Below are 21,290 nucleotides of genomic sequence, written 5' to 3' on the forward strand. Positions count from 1 at the left end.
TGCCACGCTGTCTTACTTAACAGAGTCTTTCAGTGCTTTACCAGAAACAAATGCCGGCACGTTAGCTGCGGCGATTTTGATTTCTTTACCGGTCTGCGGGTTGCGGCCAGTACGCTCAGCGCGGTGGTTCACTTTGAAGGTACCGAAACCAACCAGTTGTACAGCATCGCCTTCTTTCAGAGACTCAGTAATTGCAGCCAGAGTGGATTCCAGAGCAGCTTTAGCCTGTACTTTAGACAGGTCAGCTTTGTCCGCAATTACATCAATTAATTGAGTCTTGTTCATAAGTTATCCTTTCAATGTGTTTATCGCTTGCTAAGCATCGAGTGCGACGGAAATGCCTCAAAAGCACTCTCCTGCATACACGCACCGATAGCCACTTTTTTTCGCCCCCCAAATGTAGACCAGACGGGGGTGCGAAGGGAAGCCTTCCAGGACGACAAAACAGGCGTTAAATCACGTTTTATTGTCTCATTGCTGCAAATTTATACCGATATTACTCTCACCAGCCTCGCGCAGGTCTGCTCTCAGGCCTTTGATCAGCTCAATATCGCGTTCTTCGCAGGCCGCCAGAAGGCGGAAGATTTCCCACTGAATGTCCCATTCCTGCTCTACCGCGGGGTTCTCTTTCAACTCTTCATCGGTCATTTCACGACCCGCCTGAGTCATCTCCAGCATTGCTACGGTAGTGATCGAGGTCTTACTCACCTCGACAGCATACTCCTGTGCTTCACCACTCAGCAGAGCATGAATTAAGTCGCTTAACGCCACACAAGCATCAATCGCCGGGTAGACACCGTACATATCGTAGTCGTCAGCGGAAGGAATTGCCTCTTCCAGTTTCTCAAGCTGGCTGTCAAAGTTCACTTTTGCATCTTTAACGGTCAGCGTTTCCCACACCAGATCGACAATACGACGGTAAAGCTGCGGGTCGCCAAACTCTGTCTGCTTACAGAACATGGCGTAGTTGGGGTACATGCGTTCGCACAGGCAGGCCATAAAGGTGACATGCTGCCAGGTGGTCAACTTCTCCAGACGCAAGTGAATCGGGTTTTGTAACATGATGAGTTCTCAGATGCAGAAATTAGCGGCAGTGTACCTGAATCAGCCCTGAATTGCCTGCCAACGCGTGAATGCCGGCCGGCCCGATGCGACCGCGTCCGCCCAGCGAGTCGGCTCTGGTAGTCGATAGCCTTTCGTACAGCGTTCGACCCACGCCAGCGCGGTATCCTGGCTCACCCGATGGCCCGTGGAGATAAACAAAGGGTTACAACGCGCTTTACTGCGCCAGACCCATGCCAGCTCCTCGCCTTTGTCGATAAGCGACGCCCGGGCACCGGGCTCGTCGGAAAGTGGTTCAAATCGCCCACAAAGGCGCTTCTTCGCCACCCCAATGGTTGGCACATCCACCAGCAGACCAAAATGGCTGGCAACGCCCAGTCGACGAGGGTGTGAGATGCCATGACCATCGACAAACAGCAGGTCGGGCTTCTGCGAGAGCAACTCCCACGCCGCCAGCAGCGCGGGATATTCACGAAACGAGAGGAAGCCAGGAATGTAGGGCATGGTGGTGGGGATACGTGCCACTTGGTACTCCAGAAGTTCAAGCGATGGCCATGCCAGCAGGACCATCGCTGCGCGGGTCACTTCCCCCCCCTGCTCAAAGCCAACATCTGCACCGCCAATCACCATCGGCGGATCTCTGTCGAGGCGATCTTCGCGGCAAACGGATGAAGCCAGTTCGATTTGTTGAGCGCGCAATGACGCGAGATCCATACCCTCCCCTCCCTTAGCGGTGATACTGAGCGGACAGTCGATGTACCGACTCCACAAACGCTCCAGCGTGTTCTGGCGGCACATCCTGGTGGATGCCATGCCCGAGGTTAAAGACATGCCCCTCGCCCTGGCCGAAACCGGCAAGAATGGTCGCCACTTCCTCTTCAATGCGTGCAGGTGAGGCATAAAGCATGGAAGGATCCATGTTGCCTTGCAGCGCGACTTTATCGCCTACGCGGCGGCGCGCATCGGCAATGTCCGTCGTCCAGTCGAGACCCAGCGCATCACAGCCCGTTGCTGCCATCGCTTCCAGCCATTGCCCGCCACCTTTGGTAAACAACGTTATCGGGACACGGCGACCGTCGTTTTCACGCAGCAGGCCGTCGACGATTTTGTGCATGTAGTAGAGCGAGAATTGCTGGTAATCGCGGCCCGTCAGCACACCGCCCCAGGTATCAAAAATCATGACCGATTGCGCCCCGGCTTTGATCTGGGCGTTGAGGTACAGCGTGACGCTTTTGGCGAGCTTATCGAGCAGCAAATGTAGGGTCTGCGGCTCGGCATACATCATCTTTTTGATAACGGTGAAGGCCTTGCTACTGCCGCCTTCCACCATATAAGTTGCCAGCGTCCACGGGCTCCCCGAGAAACCAATCAGCGGCACTTCGCCTTTCAGTTCACGGCGGATAGTCCGCACCGCGTTCATGACATAACCCAGTTCCTGCTCCGGGTCCGGCACCGGCAGTTTTTCAACGTCCGCATGACAGGTGATGGGAGAGGTAAAACGAGGACCTTCACCAGCTTCAAAATAGAGCCCCAGCCCCATTGCATCCGGAATGGTCAGAATGTCCGAAAAGAGGATGGCGGCATCCAGCTTGTAGCGGCGCAGCGGCTGAAGGGTAACTTCACACGCCAGCTCAGCATTTTTGCACAGCGACATGAAATCGCCCGCCTGCGCACGGGTCGCTTTGTACTCCGGGAGATAGCGACCGGCCTGACGCATCATCCATACTGGCGTCACGTCCACGGGCTGGCGCTGGAGTGCGCGAAGGTAACGATCGTTTTTTAATTCGGTCATGTTTACATTCCTTTAGCGTTTATGCGCCCAGTGTAACATGTCACTCATATTCTGCCCGACACTGCGCAACCGTATCTTCAATCAGCCGACGCGCAACGGTGCCAGGAGGAGGCAGCAGTGGCAAATCGTCGTAGCGATACCAGCCCGCATCAATCAGCTCTTTAGGGTCGATAACGATCTCGCCGCTGTCATATTCCGCCATGTAAGCCGTCATCAGCGATTGCGGGAAAGGCCAGGGCTGAGAGGTGATGTAACGCAGGTTTTTGACTTTGATGCCGCTCTCTTCCATCACTTCACGGGCAACGGCCTGCTCCAGGGTTTCGCCCACTTCGACAAATCCAGCCAGAACGGTGTAGATGCCATTTCGGTGGCGAGTATGCTGGGCCAGCAGGATTTTATCGTCCCGGCGAATCGCCACAATAATGCAGGGTGCAATCTGCGGGTAATAACGTTCGCGGCAGTGGTCACATAGCATGGCCCACTCGGTTTTGCTGGGGTGCATGGTGTGCCCGCAGTAACCACAAAACTTGTGCGACCGATAAAACTCCGCCAGTTGAACACCGCGCCCGGCCAGTTGGAACAGACCAGGATCTTGCTCGATCACCAGCCGAACCGATCCCATATCCTGACGACGATTCTGACGGATCAGCCACACCGTCTCGCCTTCCCATTCACCAATCTTAAGTGCGCTTTGCCCCACAAGATCGAAATTTCCTGCATTGCCCTGTGGTAATTCTCCCTCGGGCAACCATAATTTTTGTTCATGGCTTACGATCCACCAGCCACTATCTGATGACTCGATAATACGATGCATTTGTTTGCACTACCTTAGCTTTACTGGCATGTTGTTAACATTATTATTACATTCGAGCGTTTTTTAATCTTACTATTGCGGAGTCAATTATGCTAAACCAGCTAGAAACCCTGGCAGAACGAATTGGTGGAAGTAACGAACTGGTCGACAATTGGCTGTATACACGTAAGCAGCTACTGGTTCATTACTACAACCTGGTTGGCATAAAACCTGGCAAAGGCTCGTACATGCAGCTCAACGAAAAAGCGCTGGACGAATTCTGTCATAACCTGGTCGAATACCTTTCCGCCGGGCATTTCAATATTTATGAACGGATTATCAACGAAATGGAAGGGACCAGCCCACTTTTAGCCGCCACTCAGATTTACCCTCATTTAGAAGCCAACACCGTCGAAATCATGGAGTACTACGACTCCAGCCTGGAAAATGCGATCGATGATGACAACTACATTAAGTTTCAGCAGGCGCTGTCCGACATCGGCGAAGCTTTGGCAGCTCGCTTCACTCTTGAAGATAAGCTGATCGTGCTGGCCTTCGACAACAACCTTAAGCATAGCGCCAATGACGAAAATGGAATGGCGCGCCCTGCTTGAGTTCTTTCTGATTAACGCGTAGTTTACATACAGCCCCCCGCAACTGAGGGGGTTTTTCTTGTCGGAGTGCCTATATTTCCGCTTTCAAAGTGGAAAAGGCTGAGACCGTTTATTCGGGATCCGCGGAACCTGATCAGGCTAATACCTGCGAAGGGAACAAGAGTAATCCAGCTTTATGCTGCTGCCTTTACGGGCCGCGCACATCCATTACTCCATCCGTCGTCTGACAAGCCATGTCCTTAACTTTTGGAATGAGCTATGTCTGCCACTACTAAACTGACCCGTCGTGAACAACGCGCCCAGGCGCAGCACTTTATCGATACCCTGGAAGGGACCGCCTTCCCCAACTCAAAACGCATTTACATCACCGGCTCACGCACCGATATCCGTATTCCCATGCGTGAAATCCAGCTCAGCCCCACGCTGCTGGGCGGTAGCAAAGACAACCCGCAGTACGAAGAGAACGAAGCCATTCCGGTGTACGACACCTCAGGCCCGTATGGCGATCCAGATGTGGCGATTGACGTCCAGCAAGGGCTGGCAAAACTCCGCCAGCCGTGGATTGACGCCCGTGCCGACAGCGAAGAATTAACTGACCGCAGTTCAGCCTATACCAAAGAGCGCCTGGCGGATGACGGCCTGGACGACCTGCGCTTTATCGGTTTACTGACGCCAAAGCGGGCAAAAGCCGGTCAGTGCGTCACGCAGCTCCACTATGCCCGTCAAGGGATGGTGACACCGGAGATGGAGTTCATCGCCATTCGTGAAAATATGGGGCGTGAGCGAATTCGCGGTGAGGTATTGCGCCAGCAGCATCCCGGCCACGGCTTTGGCGCGAATTTGCCGGAAAATATCACCCCGGAGTTTGTGCGCGACGAAGTCGCTGCCGGGCGTGCCATCATCCCCGCCAACATTAATCACCCGGAATCTGAGCCGATGATTATTGGCCGTAATTTCCTGGTGAAAGTGAATGCCAATATCGGTAACTCCGCGGTCACCTCCTCTATCGAAGAAGAGGTGGAAAAACTGGTGTGGTCCACGCGCTGGGGTGCAGACACTGTCATGGATCTCTCAACAGGCCGTTATATTCACGAAACCCGCGAGTGGATCCTGCGTAACAGCCCGGTTCCCATCGGTACAGTGCCAATCTATCAGGCGCTGGAGAAGGTCAACGGCATTGCCGAAAACCTGACCTGGGAAGCTTTCCGCGACACCTTGCTGGAACAGGCTGAACAGGGCGTGGATTACTTCACCATTCATGCGGGAGTGCTGCTGCGCTATGTGCCGATGACCGCCAAACGCTTGACCGGTATCGTCTCGCGCGGCGGTTCCATCATGGCAAAATGGTGCCTGTCACATCATCAGGAAAACTTCCTTTACCAACACTTCCGTGAAATTTGTGAAATCTGCGCGGCTTACGACGTTTCGCTGTCGCTGGGTGATGGCCTGCGCCCTGGCTCCATTCAGGATGCCAACGACGAAGCGCAATTCGCCGAACTGCACACGCTCGGCGAGCTGACCAAAATTGCCTGGGAGTACGACGTGCAGGTGATGATTGAAGGCCCAGGCCATGTGCCGATGCAGATGATCCGCCGCAATATGACCGAAGAGCTGGAGCACTGCCATGAAGCGCCGTTCTACACCCTGGGGCCATTGACCACCGATATCGCACCGGGCTATGACCATTTCACCTCTGGCATTGGTGCGGCGATGATCGGCTGGTTTGGCTGCGCCATGCTCTGCTATGTGACGCCGAAAGAGCACCTCGGTCTGCCGAACAAAGAGGACGTGAAGCAGGGGCTGATTACCTACAAGATCGCCGCCCACGCTGCGGATCTTGCCAAAGGCCATCCCGGCGCGCAGATCCGCGATAACGCGATGTCCAAAGCACGCTTCGAATTCCGCTGGGAAGACCAGTTTAACCTGGCGCTCGACCCGTTCACCGCCCGTGCCTACCACGATGAAACCCTGCCGCAGGAATCCGGCAAAGTCGCCCATTTCTGCTCCATGTGCGGCCCGAAGTTCTGTTCGATGAAAATCAGCCAGGAAGTGCGCGACTACGCCGCCGCACAAACCATCGAAGTGGGGATGGCGGATATGTCAGAGAACTTCCGCGCCAAAGGCGGCGAAATCTACCTCAAAAAAGAGGAGGCATAATGTATCAGCCTGATTTCCCGGCAGTACCGTTCCGGCTGGGACTCTACCCGGTGGTGGACAACGTGGAATGGATTGAACGCCTGCTGGAGGCGGGCGTTCGTACCCTTCAACTGCGCATCAAGGATAAGCACGATGACGAAGTTGAAGCAGACGTGGTGGCCGCCATCGCACTGGGGCGTCGCTACGACGCCCGCCTGTTCATCAACGATTACTGGCGGCTGGCGGTGAAACACCGCGCCTATGGCGTGCATCTGGGCCAGGAAGATCTGGAAACCACCGATCTAAAGGCCATTCAACAGGCGGGCCTGCGCCTCGGCGTCTCCACCCATGACGATATGGAAATCGATATTGCACTGGCGGCTCGTCCCTCTTACATCGCGCTCGGCCACGTCTTCCCAACCCAGACCAAACAGATGCCCTCCGCACCGCAGGGGCTGGCGCAGCTGGCGGCTCATATCGATCGGCTGGCGGATTACCCTACTGTCGCCATTGGCGGTATTAGCCTTGCACGAGCCCCCGAGGTGCTGGCAACCGGCATAGGCAGCATTGCGGTGGTCAGCGCCATAACGCAAGCCGCTGACTGGCGTGACGCCACAGCGCAGTTACTGAAACTTGCGGGGGTGGGCGATGAATGATCGCGACTTTATGCGCTATAGCCGCCAGATGCTGCTGGAAGATATCGCCATCGATGGGCAGCAAAAGCTACTCACCAGCCAGGTGCTGATTGTCGGGCTGGGAGGGTTAGGCTCACCGGCTGCACTCTACCTGGCAGGCGCAGGCGTTGGCACGCTGGTGCTGGCGGATGATGACGATGTGCATTTGAGTAACCTGCAACGACAGATCGTCTTCACCACGGACGATATTGCCCGTTCCAAATCGCAGGTCACGAAGCAGCGATTAGGGCGGCTGAACCCGGAGATTTCGTTGATCGCCCTTGAGCAGCGTCTTGCCGGAGAGGCACTCTTTCATGCGGTGAAAAACGCCGATGTGGTACTGGATTGCACCGACAATATGGCAACCCGCCAGGCGATCAATGCCGCCTGCGTCAGCACCGGTACCCCGCTGGTGACCGCCAGTGCGGTCGGCTTTGGCGGCCAGTTGATGGTACTCACTCCGCCCTGGACCCACGGCTGCTACCGCTGCTTATGGCCGGATGAGAGCGAGCCTGAACGCAACTGCCGCACCGCTGGTGTGATTGGCCCGGTCGTGGGCGTAATGGGCACCCTCCAGGCGCTGGAAGCCATCAAGCTTCTGAGCGGCATGAACACCAACACCAACGAGCTCCGTCTTTTCGATGCCCGTGCCAATAGTTGGCGAAGTCTCGCGCTCCGCCGGTCGAGCGGTTGCCCGGTCTGTGGAGGGCAACATGCAGATTCTGTTTAATGATGCCCCCATGGACGTTAACGACACGCTGACCGTTTCGGCACTGCTGGATCAACTCGATCAGTTCAAACCCGGTGCCGCGTTGGCGCTTAATCAGCAGATCCTGCCGCGTGAGCAGTGGGATCTGCATCGTTTGCAGGACGGCGATCAGATCCTGCTTTTTCAGGTTATTGCAGGGGGCTGAGATGTTGCGTATTGCGGATAAAACCTTTGATTCACACCTTTTTACCGGAACCGGAAAATTCGCCTCTTCAACGGTGATGATCGATGCCATTCGCGCCTCAGGTAGCCAGCTGGTGACGCTGGCCATGAAGCGCGTGGACTTACGCCAGCACAATGATGCCATTCTGGCGCCACTGGTTGCCGCGGGTGTCACTCTTCTGCCTAATACGTCAGGGGCAAAAACGGCAGAAGAGGCCATTTTTGCCGCTCAACTGGCGAGAGAAGCACTCGGCACCCACTGGCTCAAACTGGAAATTCACCCGGATGCCCGCTGGCTTCTGCCTGACCCCATCGAGACGCTGAAAGCCGCCGAAGCGCTGGTCAAACAGGGATTTGTGGTGCTGCCTTACTGCGGGGCGGATCCGGTGCTTTGTAAGCGTCTTGAAGAGGTCGGCTGCGCTGCCGTCATGCCTCTCGGCGCGCCTATTGGCTCTAATCAGGGGCTGGAAACCCGGGCGATGCTGGAGATCATCATCGAACAGGCGACGGTGCCGGTGGTGGTGGATGCCGGGATCGGTGCCCCCAGTCATGCAACACAGGCGTTAGAAATGGGGGCCAGCGCGGTTCTGGTGAATACGGCCATTGCGGTGGCGCAGGATCCGGTGCAGATGGCGCAGGCTTTTCGCCTTGCCGTCGAAGCGGGCGTACTCGCACGCCAGGCTATTCCCGGTGCGCGCAGCCAGTATGCCAGCGCCACCAGCCCGTTAACCGGCTTTCTGGAGGTTACCGCGTGAAGACCTTTACCGAGCGCTGGCGCACCCTTGACTGGGATGACATCCGGCTTCGCATCAACAGCAAAACCGCCGCCGATGTGGAACGGGCACTGAGTGTGTCCCAGCTCAGCCGGGACGATTTAATGGCCTTGCTCTCCCCCGCCGCCAGCGCATTCCTGGAGCCATTAGCGCAAAAAGCTCAGCGTCTTACGCGACAGCGTTTTGGCAACACGGTGAGCTTTTACGTCCCGCTTTATCTCTCCAACCTTTGCGCCAATGACTGTACCTATTGTGGCTTCTCGATGAGCAACCGTATCAAGCGCAAAACGCTGGAGGCCTCAGAGATTGCCCGTGAGTGCGCAGCCATTCGCGAGATGGGCTTTGAGCACCTGCTACTGGTGACGGGTGAACACCAGGGAAAAGTGGGCATGGACTATTTCCGTCACCACCTGCCAGCGATCCGCCGTCAGTTTGCCTCCCTGCAAATGGAAGTGCAGCCAATGTCCACTGAGGAGTACGCCGAACTGAAAACGCTCGGACTGGACGGGGTGATGGTGTATCAGGAAACCTGGCATGAAGCACAATATGCCCGGCACCACCTGAAAGGGAACAAACAGGATTTCTTCTGGCGACTGGAAACCCCGGACAGGCTCGGGCAGGCCGGTATCGATAAAATTGGCCTCGGCGCATTGATTGGCCTTTCCGACAGCTGGCGAGTGGACTGTTACATGATGGCGGAACACCTGATGTGGCTACAGCAGCACTACTGGCAAAGCCGTTATTCCATCTCGTTCCCGCGCCTACGCCCTTGTGCTGGGGGCATCGAACCCGCTTCACTCATGGATGAGCGACAACTGGTACAAACCATTTGTGCCTTCCGTCTGTTCTCTCCGGATATTGAGCTCTCGCTTTCTACCCGGGAGTCACCGTGGTTTCGCGACAATGTCATTCCACTGGCAATCAACAATGTCAGTGCGTTCTCGAAAACCCAGCCCGGCGGTTATGCCGATAACCATCCTGAACTGGAGCAGTTTTCACCGCATGATGCTCGTCGGCCAGAGGAAGTGGCCCTCGCTCTGGAAGCGCGAGGGCTGCAACCCGTATGGAAAGACTGGGACAGCTGGCTGGGACGCGCGCCGCAAAACATTTCACGTGTTGCTGTAACACGCTGATTGTTGTCGAGCCGTCTCGGGAAATAAGAATGGGGTGGTGGTGGCCCCGCTACCTCTTCCTTAAGCTACTCAGGTCAGCAACGGATGCTGTCCGGGGTGGCACTCCTCTCTCAGCCACCCCGCCTCTCTTTGAGGAAAAAGGGTCGCGTTTAAATTGACATAAGTCAGCCAGAACAATGTTTCATTACGCAACATGACCGTCATTGATATTCAATGATGTAGCATTAACCTGCTGAATGGATTATCAGCATTTAACGTCGGATTCTTTTACCGCGTCACACTTGCCTATACTTTTCAGGCCACTGTCTAACGCTATCGAAGATAATGAAAATGCACAGCCGAAAACTCTCGTTCACTACGCCCATACTGGTGAGCTTTACCGGCATATTTCTCTGTCTGGTGGTTATTGCCACACTGGTCGCCTTGAGCCAAAGAAAAGACATTATCGATAATTATCATAAAGTTAACCAAACTTTTACGCATAATATTGCGACTAACTACACCGAAGCTATTTTTCAGGGTAACGACTATATCCTTGAACAGGCCGCCGCCTATTTCTCCCGTTATGACCGGCTCAACAATGCGGTGAATTTGGCGTCGCCTGAAGGATTGCAGTCGCTGATGCAGCTACTGAGACTTATGCCCTCCGTCTCCTCGATTTCGCTGGCAGATCCACAAGGGCATTATCTGCGTGCGCCGGTGGTCTTTGACAACGAAGAGAGCCGGGGCTTCGACCCCAAAACGCGCCCGTGGTTTGTACGCCAGGCCGAAGCAGGCACGTTCACGAAGTACACTGATGCTTACGACGACTTCTTTACCCATCACCCGACGGTCTCGGTTTATAAGCCGGTCATTTCCCCGGAAGGTACACTGAAAGGCACGCTGGCGTTCCACCTCGATTTGGCAACCATCAGCTACGGCCTGAGGAGAATGCAATCCCCTATGCAGGGCGAGTTTTTCGTGGTGGATCGCAGCGGTAAGGTCATGCTGCACCCCGACACGGGGGTACTCTTTCAGGCGTTCTCTCAGCAGACTCGCATGGCAGAGATGAACAGCGGCGAAGGCATGCTTCATGACGAGAAACGAGACACCTGGATCTACTACAGCTCGTTGACCAATCCGGATTGGTTTGCCATTTATCTCGTGCCGGGCGACACGCTGGAAAATCTTCTGCGGGATGAAACACTCGTGGTCGGCTGGGGATTCGGCGCAGCAGCAATCACTGTCATGCTCTTCGGACTCTATTTGCGCTACGCCTCGCGCACCGTGCTGCTCAATATCCTTAATGCCATTAAGACGGGTGATGTACAGCAGACGCCGAAGCTGGAAGCGATGCTCAGCAAGGCGATTGTCAGCAATAAAGAGCGGGAACAGGCCTGGGTCAGGCAGGCGACCATGGACGCTCTGACCAATTGCAAAAACCGCCGGGCATTTGACACCGACATCGCCGCGTTGATGAACACTCAGCAGCCCTACTCGTTGGCCATGGTAGATATTGATAATTTCAAATCCATCAATGATACCTGGGGGCACCTGAGTGGCGATATTGTGCTGCGCAATGTGGCGCGCGAAGGTCTCCAGGTGTTACAGCCGAAGCACATCTCTCTTTACCGCTATGGTGGTGAAGAATTTGCAGTGATCTTCCCGGCATTGTCACCCCCTGAGGCTCGGCAAATTCTGGAGCAGTGGCGTGTTAACGTGGCGAATCGGGACTGGCGGGAAACAGGGCTCTCTGTCACCTTCAGCGCGGGGCTGGGTGAATGGCAAATGGAGTCACTGGAACAGCTCGTCAAGAGCGTCGATGAAGCGTTATACCAGGCCAAACAACAAGGTAAGAATCAGATTGTTATGCGTAGTGAGTCGCTTTCCCCTGGTTCGTCAACCTCCCTGTAACCGGTTTCAGCCAACAGGGTGAATGTTTGTGATGCTATACACACATTCATGGAAATGCGGTTGTTGAAGCGAGCATGGCGGGATAATTATCAGTTATCCCATCCACGTCGAGGCTGACTATGAAAAACATCGTTTTATGCTGTGCTGCGGGAATGTCCACCAGCATGCTGGTTCAACGCATGAAAGACGCAGCGCAGAAAAAAGGGGTTGAAGTAACCATCAAAGCGGTTCCGGTAGCGGAATTCAAAGACAATATCGCCACCGCAGATATTGTGCTGCTGGGCCCGCAGGTGAAATATGAACAGGCGAAACTGCAGGCACAGGCCGATCCATTAGGCAAAAAAGTCGCGGTTATCGACATGATGGATTACGGCATGATGAAAGGTGATGTCGTTCTGGAAAAAGCCCTCAAGCTGATGGAGTAAGCGCGTGGAAGATTTAGAAACCATTATTATGGAGCTCCTCGTCAACGCAGGGGCAGCACGTAGCCAGGCACTGACGGCATTACAACTCGCGCGCAAAGGCGACTTTGCCGGTGCCGAACAGGCGATGGAAGAGTCACACGAATTTGTGAAAAACGCGCACAAAATCCAGACCCAGCTCATTGGGCTTGATGAAGGAACAGGTAAATTGCCGGTCAACTTGATTACCGTGCACTCGCAGGATCACCTGATGAATGCCATGGTCATCCAGGATTTGGCGGGAGATATGATTGAACTGTACCGCCGCCTGCCGCCCGTCAACACATAATTAGCTGTTTATCAGTCATACATGATGCCCGACCTTTCGGGCATTTTGTTTTTTGGGTGACTGTCAACGCGCTATCTGGTGGCGTGTTTTTTTCAGCAATTTGTGGCACAACATAGGCATTCTTTCTGCCGCCAGAATCCATGACGCAGGTTATCCCATGCCTTCACTCCCCTTCCCCGTCTTCACGCTTTTCATCCTGCTGATTTTGCTGGCTAAGGTATGCCTGCAACCGGGCGAAAAATCGCGAGGCGTGATGTATTTCATTGCAGGCTGCACGCTGTTGGTGATGATGTCGGCCCTGCGCTGGGCATTTGATGCTGCCCTTCTTCGCCAGCTTCAGTCACTGCTGGCGATCCTTTTCCCGCCGCTGGTATGGCGTTGCTTTACCGATCTCACCGGACAGAAGAAAGCCTGGCATATCGCAACATCCATCATGCCGCCCGTCCTGGCTTTGCTGATGAATTTTGCCTGGCCCGATGCAACGGATGCCGTGCTGGTGCTGCTGTATCTGGGTTATGGCATTGCGCTGCTGAGAACCGCCCTCGCCGGGGCTGATGCCTTTGTACTGACACGGCTTAGCGATTCACCGACCACTTCCATAATGGCCTTTGCTGCTGGCTGTTTTCTCTGTTTTTCGAGCCTGACCGACTTAGCCATCGCCTGGGACTTCAGCCAGTACGGCGGGCAACACGCGCCCTTACTGGTCGCCATTTCGCAAGGGATCCTGCTGCCGTTTATCTGCCTTGCGATTTTGTTTACCGGCCGCAGAGTTACCGCCTCCCCTCTCAGCCTGACCGAGGATGCCACCGTGCCAGAGGTTGTGGCTCCGGAAGACGAAAATCTCTGCCAGCACCTGGAAAATATACTGGCTACACGTGAACTCTTCCTCGACCCGGACCTCACCTTAAACGCCCTGGCGCGAAAGACCGGGATACCTGCACGGCAAATATCCCGGTCAATCAACCGGACGCGAGGCTGCAATGTCTCTCAGTGGATTAATGGCTTTCGTATTCAGCATGCACAGCGCTTGCTGCTGCAATCGGATGCCCCTGTAACCCAGATCATGCTGGAAGCCGGTTTCGCGACTAAATCCAACTTTAACCGCGAATTTGCGCGCGTTAGCGGGATGAGTCCTGGTGATTTTCGTCGTTCCGCGGCTGATAACTCAGAGCCTGATTTAAAAACTGACTTATCGTCGTGAACAGGTGCTGATGAATCGCCTCCCGGCTTAAACTTCCCCCGTCGCGACACACGATGCTGTCACCCGGATCCTGGGCATCAATCAACGCTTCAGCACCCGGCTTACAGTTTTGCATAAAGCTAAAGTGGGTTGCCCCCGCAACACTGACGTAGCGACGCAAGTTTTTCGAGAGTGAGTCGACCAGATAACCCGATTCAAGGCGTGCGGGAACGTCGTCACTGTCCGCCTGGGCACCCATTACCAGCACAGGAACTGAAATCTGAGCCAAACTCTCTGGCGTGAATCCTCGCGCCAGCCCCAAATCCAGAGATACCACCGCTTTAATACGTGCATCTCGTCGGCTCGCCGCCAGCGGAGTAGCTGATTCTGGTTTATCAATCCCCAGAACCTGTGTCAGCCTGCAGCCACCTAACGCCTGATGGGTTTTGCAATCCTCTAAGAAGCGGCCCGCTGAAAACAGCCCGCCTGCCAGTTCGATGACCGTCCAGCCCCCCAGAGAATGGCCGACTGCCGCAATGCGCTCAGGGTCAACAGGCCCGGCAAGCTCAGGGGTTTTTAGCAAATAATCGAGCAAAAGCGTCAGGTCATGCGGACGCCGCCAGAGTTGTTGTGCAGCACGCGTTTCCTTGTTCAGGGTAGTAGTTCCGGGGTGATCGACTGCCGCCACAATATAACCCTGCTGCGCCATTCGACTGGCAAGCCAGTTGAGGTTCCGCCAGTTACCACCGTAGCCGTGCGAAAGCAGTAAGAGTGGGTGGCGTTGCACTACAGTTTTGGCATCACGATGGGCTGGAGTGCCAAAAAATACAATGTTCTCTCCCACCAGCTCAGGTTTTCCCTCATCGGAAGTGGGATACCAAAGTGCAGCGTCAATCGGACGATCGTTTTCACTATTGAGCCTGAGCTGACGAAACCCAACATCGGCGCTGGCAAGTTGGCTGAACAAAAGGGCGATGAAGAGAGCAGAAAAATATCGAAACATAAGGGCATTTCCGGTTAATAAACACCCGGACTTTTTAGCAGCCCCGCCCCTATAGTGCGTCCTGAAACGCGATCGAGGTCTTTTTTGTTGTGTTTTGGACATAAAAAAACCCGCCGGAGCGGGTTTTGGCTTTCATTCAAAACCAAGATGTTTAAGACAAGAAGTCTTCACGCTGGGGAGTGAACGTATCCAGCAACGTTCCCGCTTCCAGACAGATGCATCCGTGTTCAACATTCGGCTTTTTATAGAGCGTATCGCCAGCCCCCACTTCCTTCGTTACACCGTCGATCGTAAAACTGAAACGGCCAGACAGCACATAGGTCAGCTGTTCGTGCGGGTGACTGTGCATCGGCCCGATGGCACCTTCAGTAAAATTGACCTCGACCGCCATCATACCGCCACCGTGGGCCAGAATCCGGCGGGTAACACCGGCACCCAGGTCCTGAAGGACTGTTTCATTTCTATAGATAAACATGCATGCACCTCGCTAAAACAGAATGTATGAGCCTGCAATTCAGGCCCGCAGCAGGATTAATGGGATAAACCAAACGTGTACTTGATGATAGCGGACAGGAACGTGAAGTCCGGGTCAGCGAAGGTCACACTGTCGACGCCGAGATGGCTAAACAACGGCAGAACCAGTGCAGGAAGGACACAAAGCAACAGTCCGTTCACGAAACTCGCAATAATCGCCCCTCTGAACCCACCGGTTGCATTACCAAAAATGGCAGCACTGCCCCCGGTGATAAAGCTCGCCATAATGCCCGGGATAATAATCGGCAGGCCAATTAGCGGGAACAGCGCGACGCAGAACAGTTCAGCGGTAAAGCTGACCAGGAAACCGATCAGCACCGCATTCGGCGATTTATCAAAAAGCACCATCGGATCCACGGCTGGAATAGAACCTGGAGCGACAATCTGTGAAAACCCTTTAAATGCGGGGACGATCTCTTCGGTGAACATGACAACGCCTTTTTTGGCGATATACAAACCGCCCGCAAAGGTCGCGGATTTTTCTAACAACCAGACCAGATAGGGTTTACCGGCCAGCATTTTCTCGAGATAAGCATGTTCGGCAAAGATGGAGGAAATGCCCAGCAAACAGAACATGGTAATAAATGTGGCGACATCAGGATTTTTCAGAAAACTGAATTTGTCGCTAACTTTAACTTCTTCTACGTTGGTTGCGGTATTCCCCAACCATTTACCCAGATATGATCCAATAAGATATGAACTGGATGCAGCATGAGCAATACAGTAATCATTGTGGCCGATGATTTTCTGGCTAAACCGCGACAGTAGTGTCGGGAATATTGCCATATAGCAACCAATTACCAGAGAACCAAAAATAATGGAAAATTGTTCACTATAACCTAACCCAATCAGTGCAGCAGTCACGGAAAATGACATAAATACAATTAAATGCAGTGACAGGTAAATAGCTTTAAAGCGAGTATAACGTGCCATGAGTATATTAATAATCATGGCGAAAAACAGAATAAATGCCGCCGGCCTGCCAAGTTTATCAATGGTCAGCGCCATGATAGCCTCATTACTGGGCACCACACCGCGGAGTCCAAAGGCATTGGTGAAGAGATCGCTAAACATCGTCAGTACACCACCGAGGATGCTACCACCGGTTTTGATCAGAACAAAACCAATAAACGCCAGAAGTGTACCTTTAATAATATTGGTCACACTGCTTTTCTGTAACGCCAGTCCCAAAAAAGCAATGAAGGCAATGATAATCGCGGGCGTGCCTAATATTTTTATTACGTAATCCATATAAACCCTTCTCACCATAATTAATGACTATTAACTGATAATGCTTTATGTTTTAGTTAGTATTTCAGTAAATTTAAAACGAAAGGATTCTCGAGAATTCAATCTCGCATTATTGTTTTTATATGTTTAAAACAATTTAATGACTTTCTTTTATATACGCGCAAAGTACCCCTGGCAAAAAAGAACCAGTAACGTTGAATCTGAGTTAATACATTATTAACAGCGTGCCGAAATGAAACCTCGCATTTTTGATATGAGAAACAATTTGGGCAATGCCTCTGGGTACGATATGCATTTTAACAAACAGTAAAAAAGAAATTGTGACGAACACAACTAAAACACCATTTCATTTTAATTAATCTTGGGTTTTACTTACCCAAAGTGAGACAGGTAAAGGCATATCGGCAGGGAAAGAGTGTGGTAAAGAGAAGGGATAAAAAAACTGCACCTTACTCAGTTGGTATCCAACTTTTGGGGTGCAGCTTGCTTAGATCAGCGTATCAGAAACGATTAATCGTTATCTGAACCACCCAGGCCTGCGTTCAGCAGCTCTGCCAGGCTGGCAGATGCGTCTTCAGCAGTCACCTGCGGTGCTGCAGGCAGTTCGCCCGCTGCACGACGGCGCATACGATCCTGGTGGTACGCATAACCAGTACCGGCCGGAATCAGACGACCCACGATAACGTTCTCTTTCAGACCGCGCAGTTCGTCGCGTTTACCCGCAACAGCTGCTTCGGTCAGAACACGAGTCGTTTCCTGGAACGATGCCGCAGAAATGAAGGACTCGGTTGCCAGAGACGCTTTGGTGATACCCAGCAGATCGCGTGCAAAGGTTGCCGCAATTTTGCCACCCGCTTCCAGATCGCGGTTTGCGATCTTGACGCGGGAGTATTCAACCTGCTCGCCTTCCAGGAAGTCGGAGCTACCTGCATTTTCGATGGTCGCTTTACGCAGCATCTGACGAACGATAACTTCGATGTGTTTATCGTTAATCTTAACGCCTTGCAGACGGTAAACGTCCTGTACTTCGTTGGTGATGTAACGGGTAACTGCGTGAACACCACGAAGACGCAGAATGTCGTGCGGCGCTTCCGGACCGTCGGAAACCACGTCACCACGTTCTACACGTTCACCTTCGAACACGTTGAGCTGACGCCATTTCGGAATCATCTCTTCGTACGGATCGCTGCCATCCAGTGGGGTAATAACCAGGCGACGTTTACCTTTGGTTTCTTTACCGAAGGAAATGATGCCGGTGATTTCCGCAAGAATAGCTGGCTCTTTCGGACGACGTGCTTCGAACAGGTCCGCAACGCGTGGCAGACCACCGGTGATATCTTTGGTACCGCTGGATTCCTGCGGAATACGCGCCAGAGCATCACCTGCGCCGATCTGAATACCATCTTCCAGCTGAACAATCGCTTTACCCGGCAGGAAGTACTGAGCAGGCATATCGGTACCAGGGATCAGAACATCGTTACCGTTAGCATCAACGATTTTCAGTGCCGGACGCAGATCTTTACCACCCGCAGTACGTTCTGCAGAATCCAGAACCACCAGGGAAGACAGACCGGTCAGTTCGTCGGTCTGACGAGTAATCGTCTGGCCGTCGATCATATCGGTGAAGCGGATGAAACCAGCCACTTCGGTGATTACCGGCATGGTATGTGGATCCCAGTTTGCTACGGTTTCACCGCCAGCAACCTGCTCGCCATCGCCTTTGCCCATAACAGCACCGTAAGGCACTTTATAGCTTTCTTTGGTACGACCGAATTCGTCGATCAGTTTCAGCTCGGTGTTACGAGAGGTCACAACCAGCTTGCCTGCGGAGTTAACAACAGACTTCGCATTGCTGAGCTTGATGCTACCTTTGTTTTTCACCTGAATGCTGGATTCAGCAGCCGCACGAGATGCCGCACCACCGATGTGGAACGTACGCATCGTCAGCTGTGTACCCGGTTCACCGATGGACTGTGCCGCGATGACGCCGATTGCTTCACCTTTGTTGATGATGTGGCCACGCGCCAGGTCACGACCATAGCAGTGCGCACATACACCAAAGTCGGTGTCACAGGATACAACTGAACGTACTTTCACTGAGTCAACAGAGTTCGCTTCCAGCAGGTCACACATGTGCTCGTGCAGCAGTGTGTTGCGTGGAACCAGAATGTCTGCGGTACCCGGCTTCAGAATATCTTCAGCAGTTACACGGCCCAGAACGCGATCGCGCAGCGGCTCTTTAACATCACCACCCTCGATAACCGGGGTCATGGTGATACCTTCGAGGGTGCCACAATCGTCTTCGGTCACAACCAGATCCTGCGCAACGTCAACCAGACGACGCGTCAGATAACCGGAGTTCGCTGTTTTCAGTGCGGTATCCGCCAGACCTTTACGCGCACCGTGCGTGGAGATGAAGTACTGGAGTACGTTCAGACCTTCACGGAAGTTCGCGGTGATTGGCGTTTCGATGATGGAGCCATCTGGCTTCGCCATCAGACCACGCATACCTGCCAGCTGACGAATCTGTGCTGCAGAACCACGCGCACCGGAGTCGGCCATCATGTAGATGCTGTTGAAGGAAACCTGCTGCTCTTCGACGCCGTCACGGTTAATAACGGTTTCGGTCTGCAGGTTGTCCATCATCGCTTTGGATACACGATCGTTCGCCGCTGCCCAGATATCGATAACTTTGTTGTAGCGTTCGCCCGCGGTTACCAGACCAGACTGGAACTGCTCCTGGATCTCAGCAACTTCAGCTTCTGCTTCGCTGATGATCTCGTGTTTTTTCTCCGGGATGACCATGTCATCAATACCAACGGATGCACCTGAACGCGCTGCATAAGCAAAGCCGGTGTACATCGTCTGGTCCGCAAAAATAACGGTCGGTTTCAGGCCCAGAATACGGTAGCAAGTGTTCAGCATCTTAGAGATGGCTTTCTTACCCAGTGCCTGGTTCACGATAGTGAACGGCAGACCTTTAGGTACGATCATCCACAGAATCGCACGGCCAACGGTCGTGTCTTTCAGGCTGGTTTTCGCAACAAACTTACCGTTTTCATCTTTTTCGTATTCGGTGATACGCACTTTAACGCGCGCATGCAGAGAGGCCAGGCCAGCGCGATAAATACGCTCAGCTTCTTTCGGGCCAGTCAGCACCATGCCTTCGCCTTTGGCGTTAACACAGTCACGGGTCATGTAGTACAGACCCAATACAACGTCCTGTGAAGGAACGATGATTGGCTCACCGTTCGCTGGGGACAGGATGTTGTTGGTAGACATCATCAGCGCACGCGCTTCGAGCTGGGCTTCCAGCGTCAGCGGTACGTGAACAGCCATCTGGTCACCATCGAAGTCGGCGTTATATGCCGCACAAACCAGCGGGTGCAGCTGAATAGCTTTACCTTCGATCAGTACCGGTTCAAATGCCTGAATACCCAAACGGTGCAGGGTTGGTGCACGGTTCAGCAGTACCGGGTGTTCGCGGATAACTTCGTCCAGGATATCCCAAACGACAGCTTCTTCACGCTCAACCATTTTCTTAGCGGCTTTGATGGTGGTGGCGAGGCCACGCAGTTCCAGCTTGCCGTAGATGAACGGTTTGAACAGTTCCAGTGCCATTTTCTTCGGCAGACCGCACTGATGCAGACGCAGGTATGGACCTACGGTGATTACAGAACGACCGGAGTAGTCAACACGCTTACCGAGCAGGTTCTGACGGAAACGACCCTGTTTACCTTTGATCATATCGGCCAAAGATTTCAGAGGACGTTTGTTAGAGCCGGTGATGGCACGACCGCGACGGCCGTTATCCAGCAGGGCATCTACAGCTTCCTGCAGCATACGTTTTTCGTTACGTACGATGATATCTGGCGCAGCCAGATCCAGCAGACGTTTCAGACGGTTGTTACGGTTGATAACGCGACGATACAGATCGTTCAGATCTGATGTAGCGAAACGACCACCATCCAGCGGTACCAGCGGACGCAGATCTGGCGGCAGAACCGGCAGAACGGTCAGGATCATCCACTCTGGTTTGTTACCAGACTGAACGAACGCTTCCAGCAGCTTGATACGCTTGGTCAGCTTTTTACGCTTGGTTTCGGAGTTGGTTTCGTTCAGCTCTTCGCGCAGCTGCTCGCACTCTTGCTCCAGATCCATGCTTTTCAGCAGGGCCTGGATAGCTTCCGCACCCATTTTCGCATCAAATTCGTCACCGAACTCTTCCAGCGCGTCCAGATACTGTTCTTCGGTCAGAATCTGGTTACGTTCCAGGTTCGTCATCCCGCCTTCGATAACCACATAAGATTCGAAGTACAGAACACGTTCGATATCGCGCAGCGGCATATCCAGCAGCAGGCCGATACGGGACGGCAGAGATTTCAGGAACCAGATGTGAGCAGTCGGAGACGCCAGCTCGATGTGGCCCATACGCTCACGGCGTACTTTAGTCTGGGTCACTTCAACGCCGCACTTCTCACAGATCACACCACGGTGTTTCAGGCGCTTGTACTTACCGCACAGGCACTCGTAGTCTTTTACTGGCCCGAAAATACGCGCACAGAAAAGGCCGTCACGCTCAGGTTTGAACGTACGGTAGTTGATGGTTTCCGGCTTTTTAACTTCACCGAAAGACCATGAACGGATCATGTCTGGCGAGGCCAGAGCAATTTTGATCGCATCAAACTCTTCGGTTTTAGTCTGCGCTTTCAGAAACTTTAATAAATCTTTCACGGATTTGCTCCCGTCGGAGTTAGCACAATCTGGCGTC

The 21,290-nt window shown here is 53.5% G+C and carries 20 protein-coding genes and 1 riboswitch; of the genes, 11 read left to right on the forward strand and 9 right to left on the reverse strand.

The window, feature by feature from the left end:
* Positions 1–12: 12 nt before the first annotated feature.
* The 5 genes from hupA to nudC form a co-directional block, all read right to left on the reverse strand.
* Positions 13–285 carry a nucleoid-associated protein HU-alpha gene (gene hupA, locus AC5JPW_RS13790; protein ID WP_437434198.1) on the reverse strand — a complete coding sequence of 91 codons (273 nt, stop codon included), beginning with the start codon at positions 283–285 and terminating at the stop codon, positions 13–15.
* A 186-nt stretch (positions 286–471) separates the two neighbouring features.
* A complete protein-coding gene (locus AC5JPW_RS13795) occupies positions 472–1,062 on the reverse strand; it encodes a YjaG family protein (RefSeq protein WP_494241077.1) in 591 nt (196 codons plus the stop codon).
* A gap of 42 nt (positions 1,063–1,104) precedes the next feature.
* Positions 1,105–1,776 carry a deoxyribonuclease V gene (gene nfi, locus AC5JPW_RS13800; protein WP_494241078.1) on the reverse strand — a complete coding sequence of 224 codons (672 nt, stop codon included), beginning with the start codon at positions 1,774–1,776 and terminating at the stop codon, positions 1,105–1,107.
* A gap of 13 nt (positions 1,777–1,789) precedes the next feature.
* Positions 1,790–2,854, reverse strand: coding sequence for a uroporphyrinogen decarboxylase (hemE, locus tag AC5JPW_RS13805; RefSeq protein WP_494241079.1), 1,065 nt, complete (start codon positions 2,852–2,854; stop codon positions 1,790–1,792).
* A 40-nt stretch (positions 2,855–2,894) separates the two neighbouring features.
* Positions 2,895–3,668 carry an NAD(+) diphosphatase gene (gene nudC / locus AC5JPW_RS13810; RefSeq protein WP_494241081.1) on the reverse strand — a complete coding sequence of 258 codons (774 nt, stop codon included), beginning with the start codon at positions 3,666–3,668 and terminating at the stop codon, positions 2,895–2,897.
* 89 nt (positions 3,669–3,757) lie between these two features.
* Between nudC and rsd the strand changes: the two genes are divergently transcribed.
* The 11 genes from rsd to AC5JPW_RS13865 all read left to right on the forward strand — a co-directional run bounded on the left by rsd (position 3,758) and on the right by AC5JPW_RS13865 (position 13,752).
* The gene (rsd, locus tag AC5JPW_RS13815) at positions 3,758–4,261 is read left to right on the forward strand and encodes a sigma D regulator (RefSeq protein ID WP_494241083.1); all 504 of its coding nucleotides are present in this window, start codon (positions 3,758–3,760) and stop codon (positions 4,259–4,261) included.
* A gap of 52 nt (positions 4,262–4,313) precedes the next feature.
* Positions 4,314–4,434: riboswitch (TPP riboswitch) on the forward strand.
* Positions 4,435–4,519: 85 nt separating this feature from the next.
* On the forward strand, positions 4,520–6,418 hold the full coding sequence (gene thiC, locus AC5JPW_RS13820) for a phosphomethylpyrimidine synthase ThiC (RefSeq protein WP_494241084.1): 1,899 nt from the start codon (positions 4,520–4,522) through the stop codon (positions 6,416–6,418).
* Positions 6,418–7,053: a thiamine phosphate synthase gene (gene thiE / locus AC5JPW_RS13825; RefSeq protein ID WP_494241086.1), complete on the forward strand. Its 636-nt coding sequence runs from the start codon at positions 6,418–6,420 to the stop codon at positions 7,051–7,053. The genes thiC and thiE overlap by 1 nt, the downstream gene beginning before the upstream one ends.
* Positions 7,046–7,801: a HesA/MoeB/ThiF family protein gene (locus tag AC5JPW_RS13830; RefSeq protein ID WP_494241087.1), complete on the forward strand. Its 756-nt coding sequence runs from the start codon at positions 7,046–7,048 to the stop codon at positions 7,799–7,801. Before thiE ends, AC5JPW_RS13830 begins: the two co-directional genes overlap by 8 nt.
* Positions 7,785–7,985, forward strand: coding sequence for a sulfur carrier protein ThiS (gene thiS / locus AC5JPW_RS13835; RefSeq protein WP_494241089.1), 201 nt, complete (start codon positions 7,785–7,787; stop codon positions 7,983–7,985). The genes AC5JPW_RS13830 and thiS overlap by 17 nt, the downstream gene beginning before the upstream one ends.
* 1 nt (position 7,986) lies before the next feature.
* Positions 7,987–8,757, forward strand: coding sequence for a thiazole synthase (gene thiG, locus AC5JPW_RS13840; RefSeq protein ID WP_494241091.1), 771 nt, complete (start codon positions 7,987–7,989; stop codon positions 8,755–8,757).
* Positions 8,754–9,908 (forward strand): 2-iminoacetate synthase ThiH, encoded by a 1,155-nt coding sequence (gene thiH, locus AC5JPW_RS13845; protein ID WP_494241092.1) that lies wholly within the window; start codon positions 8,754–8,756, stop codon positions 9,906–9,908. Before thiG ends, thiH begins: the two co-directional genes overlap by 4 nt.
* Before the next feature lie 324 nt (positions 9,909–10,232).
* The gene (locus AC5JPW_RS13850) at positions 10,233–11,801 is read left to right on the forward strand and encodes a sensor domain-containing diguanylate cyclase (RefSeq protein ID WP_494241094.1); all 1,569 of its coding nucleotides are present in this window, start codon (positions 10,233–10,235) and stop codon (positions 11,799–11,801) included.
* 119 nt (positions 11,802–11,920) lie between these two features.
* Positions 11,921–12,226: a PTS sugar transporter subunit IIB gene (locus AC5JPW_RS13855; RefSeq protein ID WP_437434185.1), complete on the forward strand. Its 306-nt coding sequence runs from the start codon at positions 11,921–11,923 to the stop codon at positions 12,224–12,226.
* A 4-nt stretch (positions 12,227–12,230) separates the two neighbouring features.
* Complete coding sequence (locus AC5JPW_RS13860) at positions 12,231–12,551, forward strand: PTS lactose/cellobiose transporter subunit IIA (protein ID WP_494241096.1); 321 nt, start codon at positions 12,231–12,233, stop codon at positions 12,549–12,551.
* 157 nt (positions 12,552–12,708) lie between these two features.
* Positions 12,709–13,752 (forward strand): helix-turn-helix domain-containing protein, encoded by a 1,044-nt coding sequence (locus AC5JPW_RS13865; protein WP_494241098.1) that lies wholly within the window; start codon positions 12,709–12,711, stop codon positions 13,750–13,752.
* Here the strand turns inward: AC5JPW_RS13865 and AC5JPW_RS13870 are convergent.
* The 4 genes from AC5JPW_RS13870 to rpoC all read right to left on the reverse strand — a co-directional run bounded on the left by AC5JPW_RS13870 (position 13,670) and on the right by rpoC (position 21,253).
* Positions 13,670–14,734, reverse strand: coding sequence for an alpha/beta hydrolase family protein (locus tag AC5JPW_RS13870; protein WP_494241099.1), 1,065 nt, complete (start codon positions 14,732–14,734; stop codon positions 13,670–13,672). The genes AC5JPW_RS13865 and AC5JPW_RS13870 overlap by 83 nt on opposite strands.
* Positions 14,735–14,885: 151 nt before the next feature.
* Positions 14,886–15,209: a cupin domain-containing protein gene (locus AC5JPW_RS13875; protein ID WP_494241100.1), complete on the reverse strand. Its 324-nt coding sequence runs from the start codon at positions 15,207–15,209 to the stop codon at positions 14,886–14,888.
* A gap of 56 nt (positions 15,210–15,265) precedes the next feature.
* Positions 15,266–16,519: a PTS ascorbate transporter subunit IIC gene (gene ulaA, locus AC5JPW_RS13880; RefSeq protein WP_494241102.1), complete on the reverse strand. Its 1,254-nt coding sequence runs from the start codon at positions 16,517–16,519 to the stop codon at positions 15,266–15,268.
* 510 nt (positions 16,520–17,029) lie between these two features.
* On the reverse strand, positions 17,030–21,253 hold the full coding sequence (rpoC, locus tag AC5JPW_RS13885) for a DNA-directed RNA polymerase subunit beta' (RefSeq protein ID WP_494241104.1): 4,224 nt from the start codon (positions 21,251–21,253) through the stop codon (positions 17,030–17,032).
* Positions 21,254–21,290 lie beyond the last annotated feature (37 nt).

Source organism: Phytobacter sp. (genome assembly GCF_059074235.1).

Excerpts from the sequence above, each read along its gene's own strand:
- hupA (WP_437434198.1), bottom strand. The coding sequence starts at position 285 with ATGAACAAGACTCAATTAATTGATGTAATTGCGGACAAAGCTGACCTG.
- AC5JPW_RS13795 (WP_494241077.1), bottom strand. The coding sequence starts at position 1,062 with ATGTTACAAAACCCGATTCACTTGCGTCTGGAGAAGTTGACCACCTGG.
- nfi (WP_494241078.1), bottom strand. The coding sequence starts at position 1,776 with ATGGATCTCGCGTCATTGCGCGCTCAACAAATCGAACTGGCTTCATCC.
- hemE (WP_494241079.1), bottom strand. The coding sequence starts at position 2,854 with ATGACCGAATTAAAAAACGATCGTTACCTTCGCGCACTCCAGCGCCAG.
- nudC (WP_494241081.1), bottom strand. The coding sequence starts at position 3,668 with ATGCATCGTATTATCGAGTCATCAGATAGTGGCTGGTGGATCGTAAGC.
- rsd (WP_494241083.1), top strand. The coding sequence starts at position 3,758 with ATGCTAAACCAGCTAGAAACCCTGGCAGAACGAATTGGTGGAAGTAAC.
- thiC (WP_494241084.1), top strand. The coding sequence starts at position 4,520 with ATGTCTGCCACTACTAAACTGACCCGTCGTGAACAACGCGCCCAGGCG.
- thiE (WP_494241086.1), top strand. The coding sequence starts at position 6,418 with ATGTATCAGCCTGATTTCCCGGCAGTACCGTTCCGGCTGGGACTCTAC.
- AC5JPW_RS13830 (WP_494241087.1), top strand. The coding sequence starts at position 7,046 with ATGAATGATCGCGACTTTATGCGCTATAGCCGCCAGATGCTGCTGGAA.
- thiS (WP_494241089.1), top strand. The coding sequence starts at position 7,785 with ATGCAGATTCTGTTTAATGATGCCCCCATGGACGTTAACGACACGCTG.
- thiG (WP_494241091.1), top strand. The coding sequence starts at position 7,987 with ATGTTGCGTATTGCGGATAAAACCTTTGATTCACACCTTTTTACCGGA.
- AC5JPW_RS13850 (WP_494241094.1), top strand. The coding sequence starts at position 10,233 with ATGAAAATGCACAGCCGAAAACTCTCGTTCACTACGCCCATACTGGTG.
- AC5JPW_RS13855 (WP_437434185.1), top strand. The coding sequence starts at position 11,921 with ATGAAAAACATCGTTTTATGCTGTGCTGCGGGAATGTCCACCAGCATG.
- AC5JPW_RS13865 (WP_494241098.1), top strand. The coding sequence starts at position 12,709 with ATGCCTTCACTCCCCTTCCCCGTCTTCACGCTTTTCATCCTGCTGATT.
- AC5JPW_RS13870 (WP_494241099.1), bottom strand. The coding sequence starts at position 14,734 with ATGTTTCGATATTTTTCTGCTCTCTTCATCGCCCTTTTGTTCAGCCAA.
- AC5JPW_RS13875 (WP_494241100.1), bottom strand. The coding sequence starts at position 15,209 with ATGTTTATCTATAGAAATGAAACAGTCCTTCAGGACCTGGGTGCCGGT.
- ulaA (WP_494241102.1), bottom strand. The coding sequence starts at position 16,519 with ATGGATTACGTAATAAAAATATTAGGCACGCCCGCGATTATCATTGCC.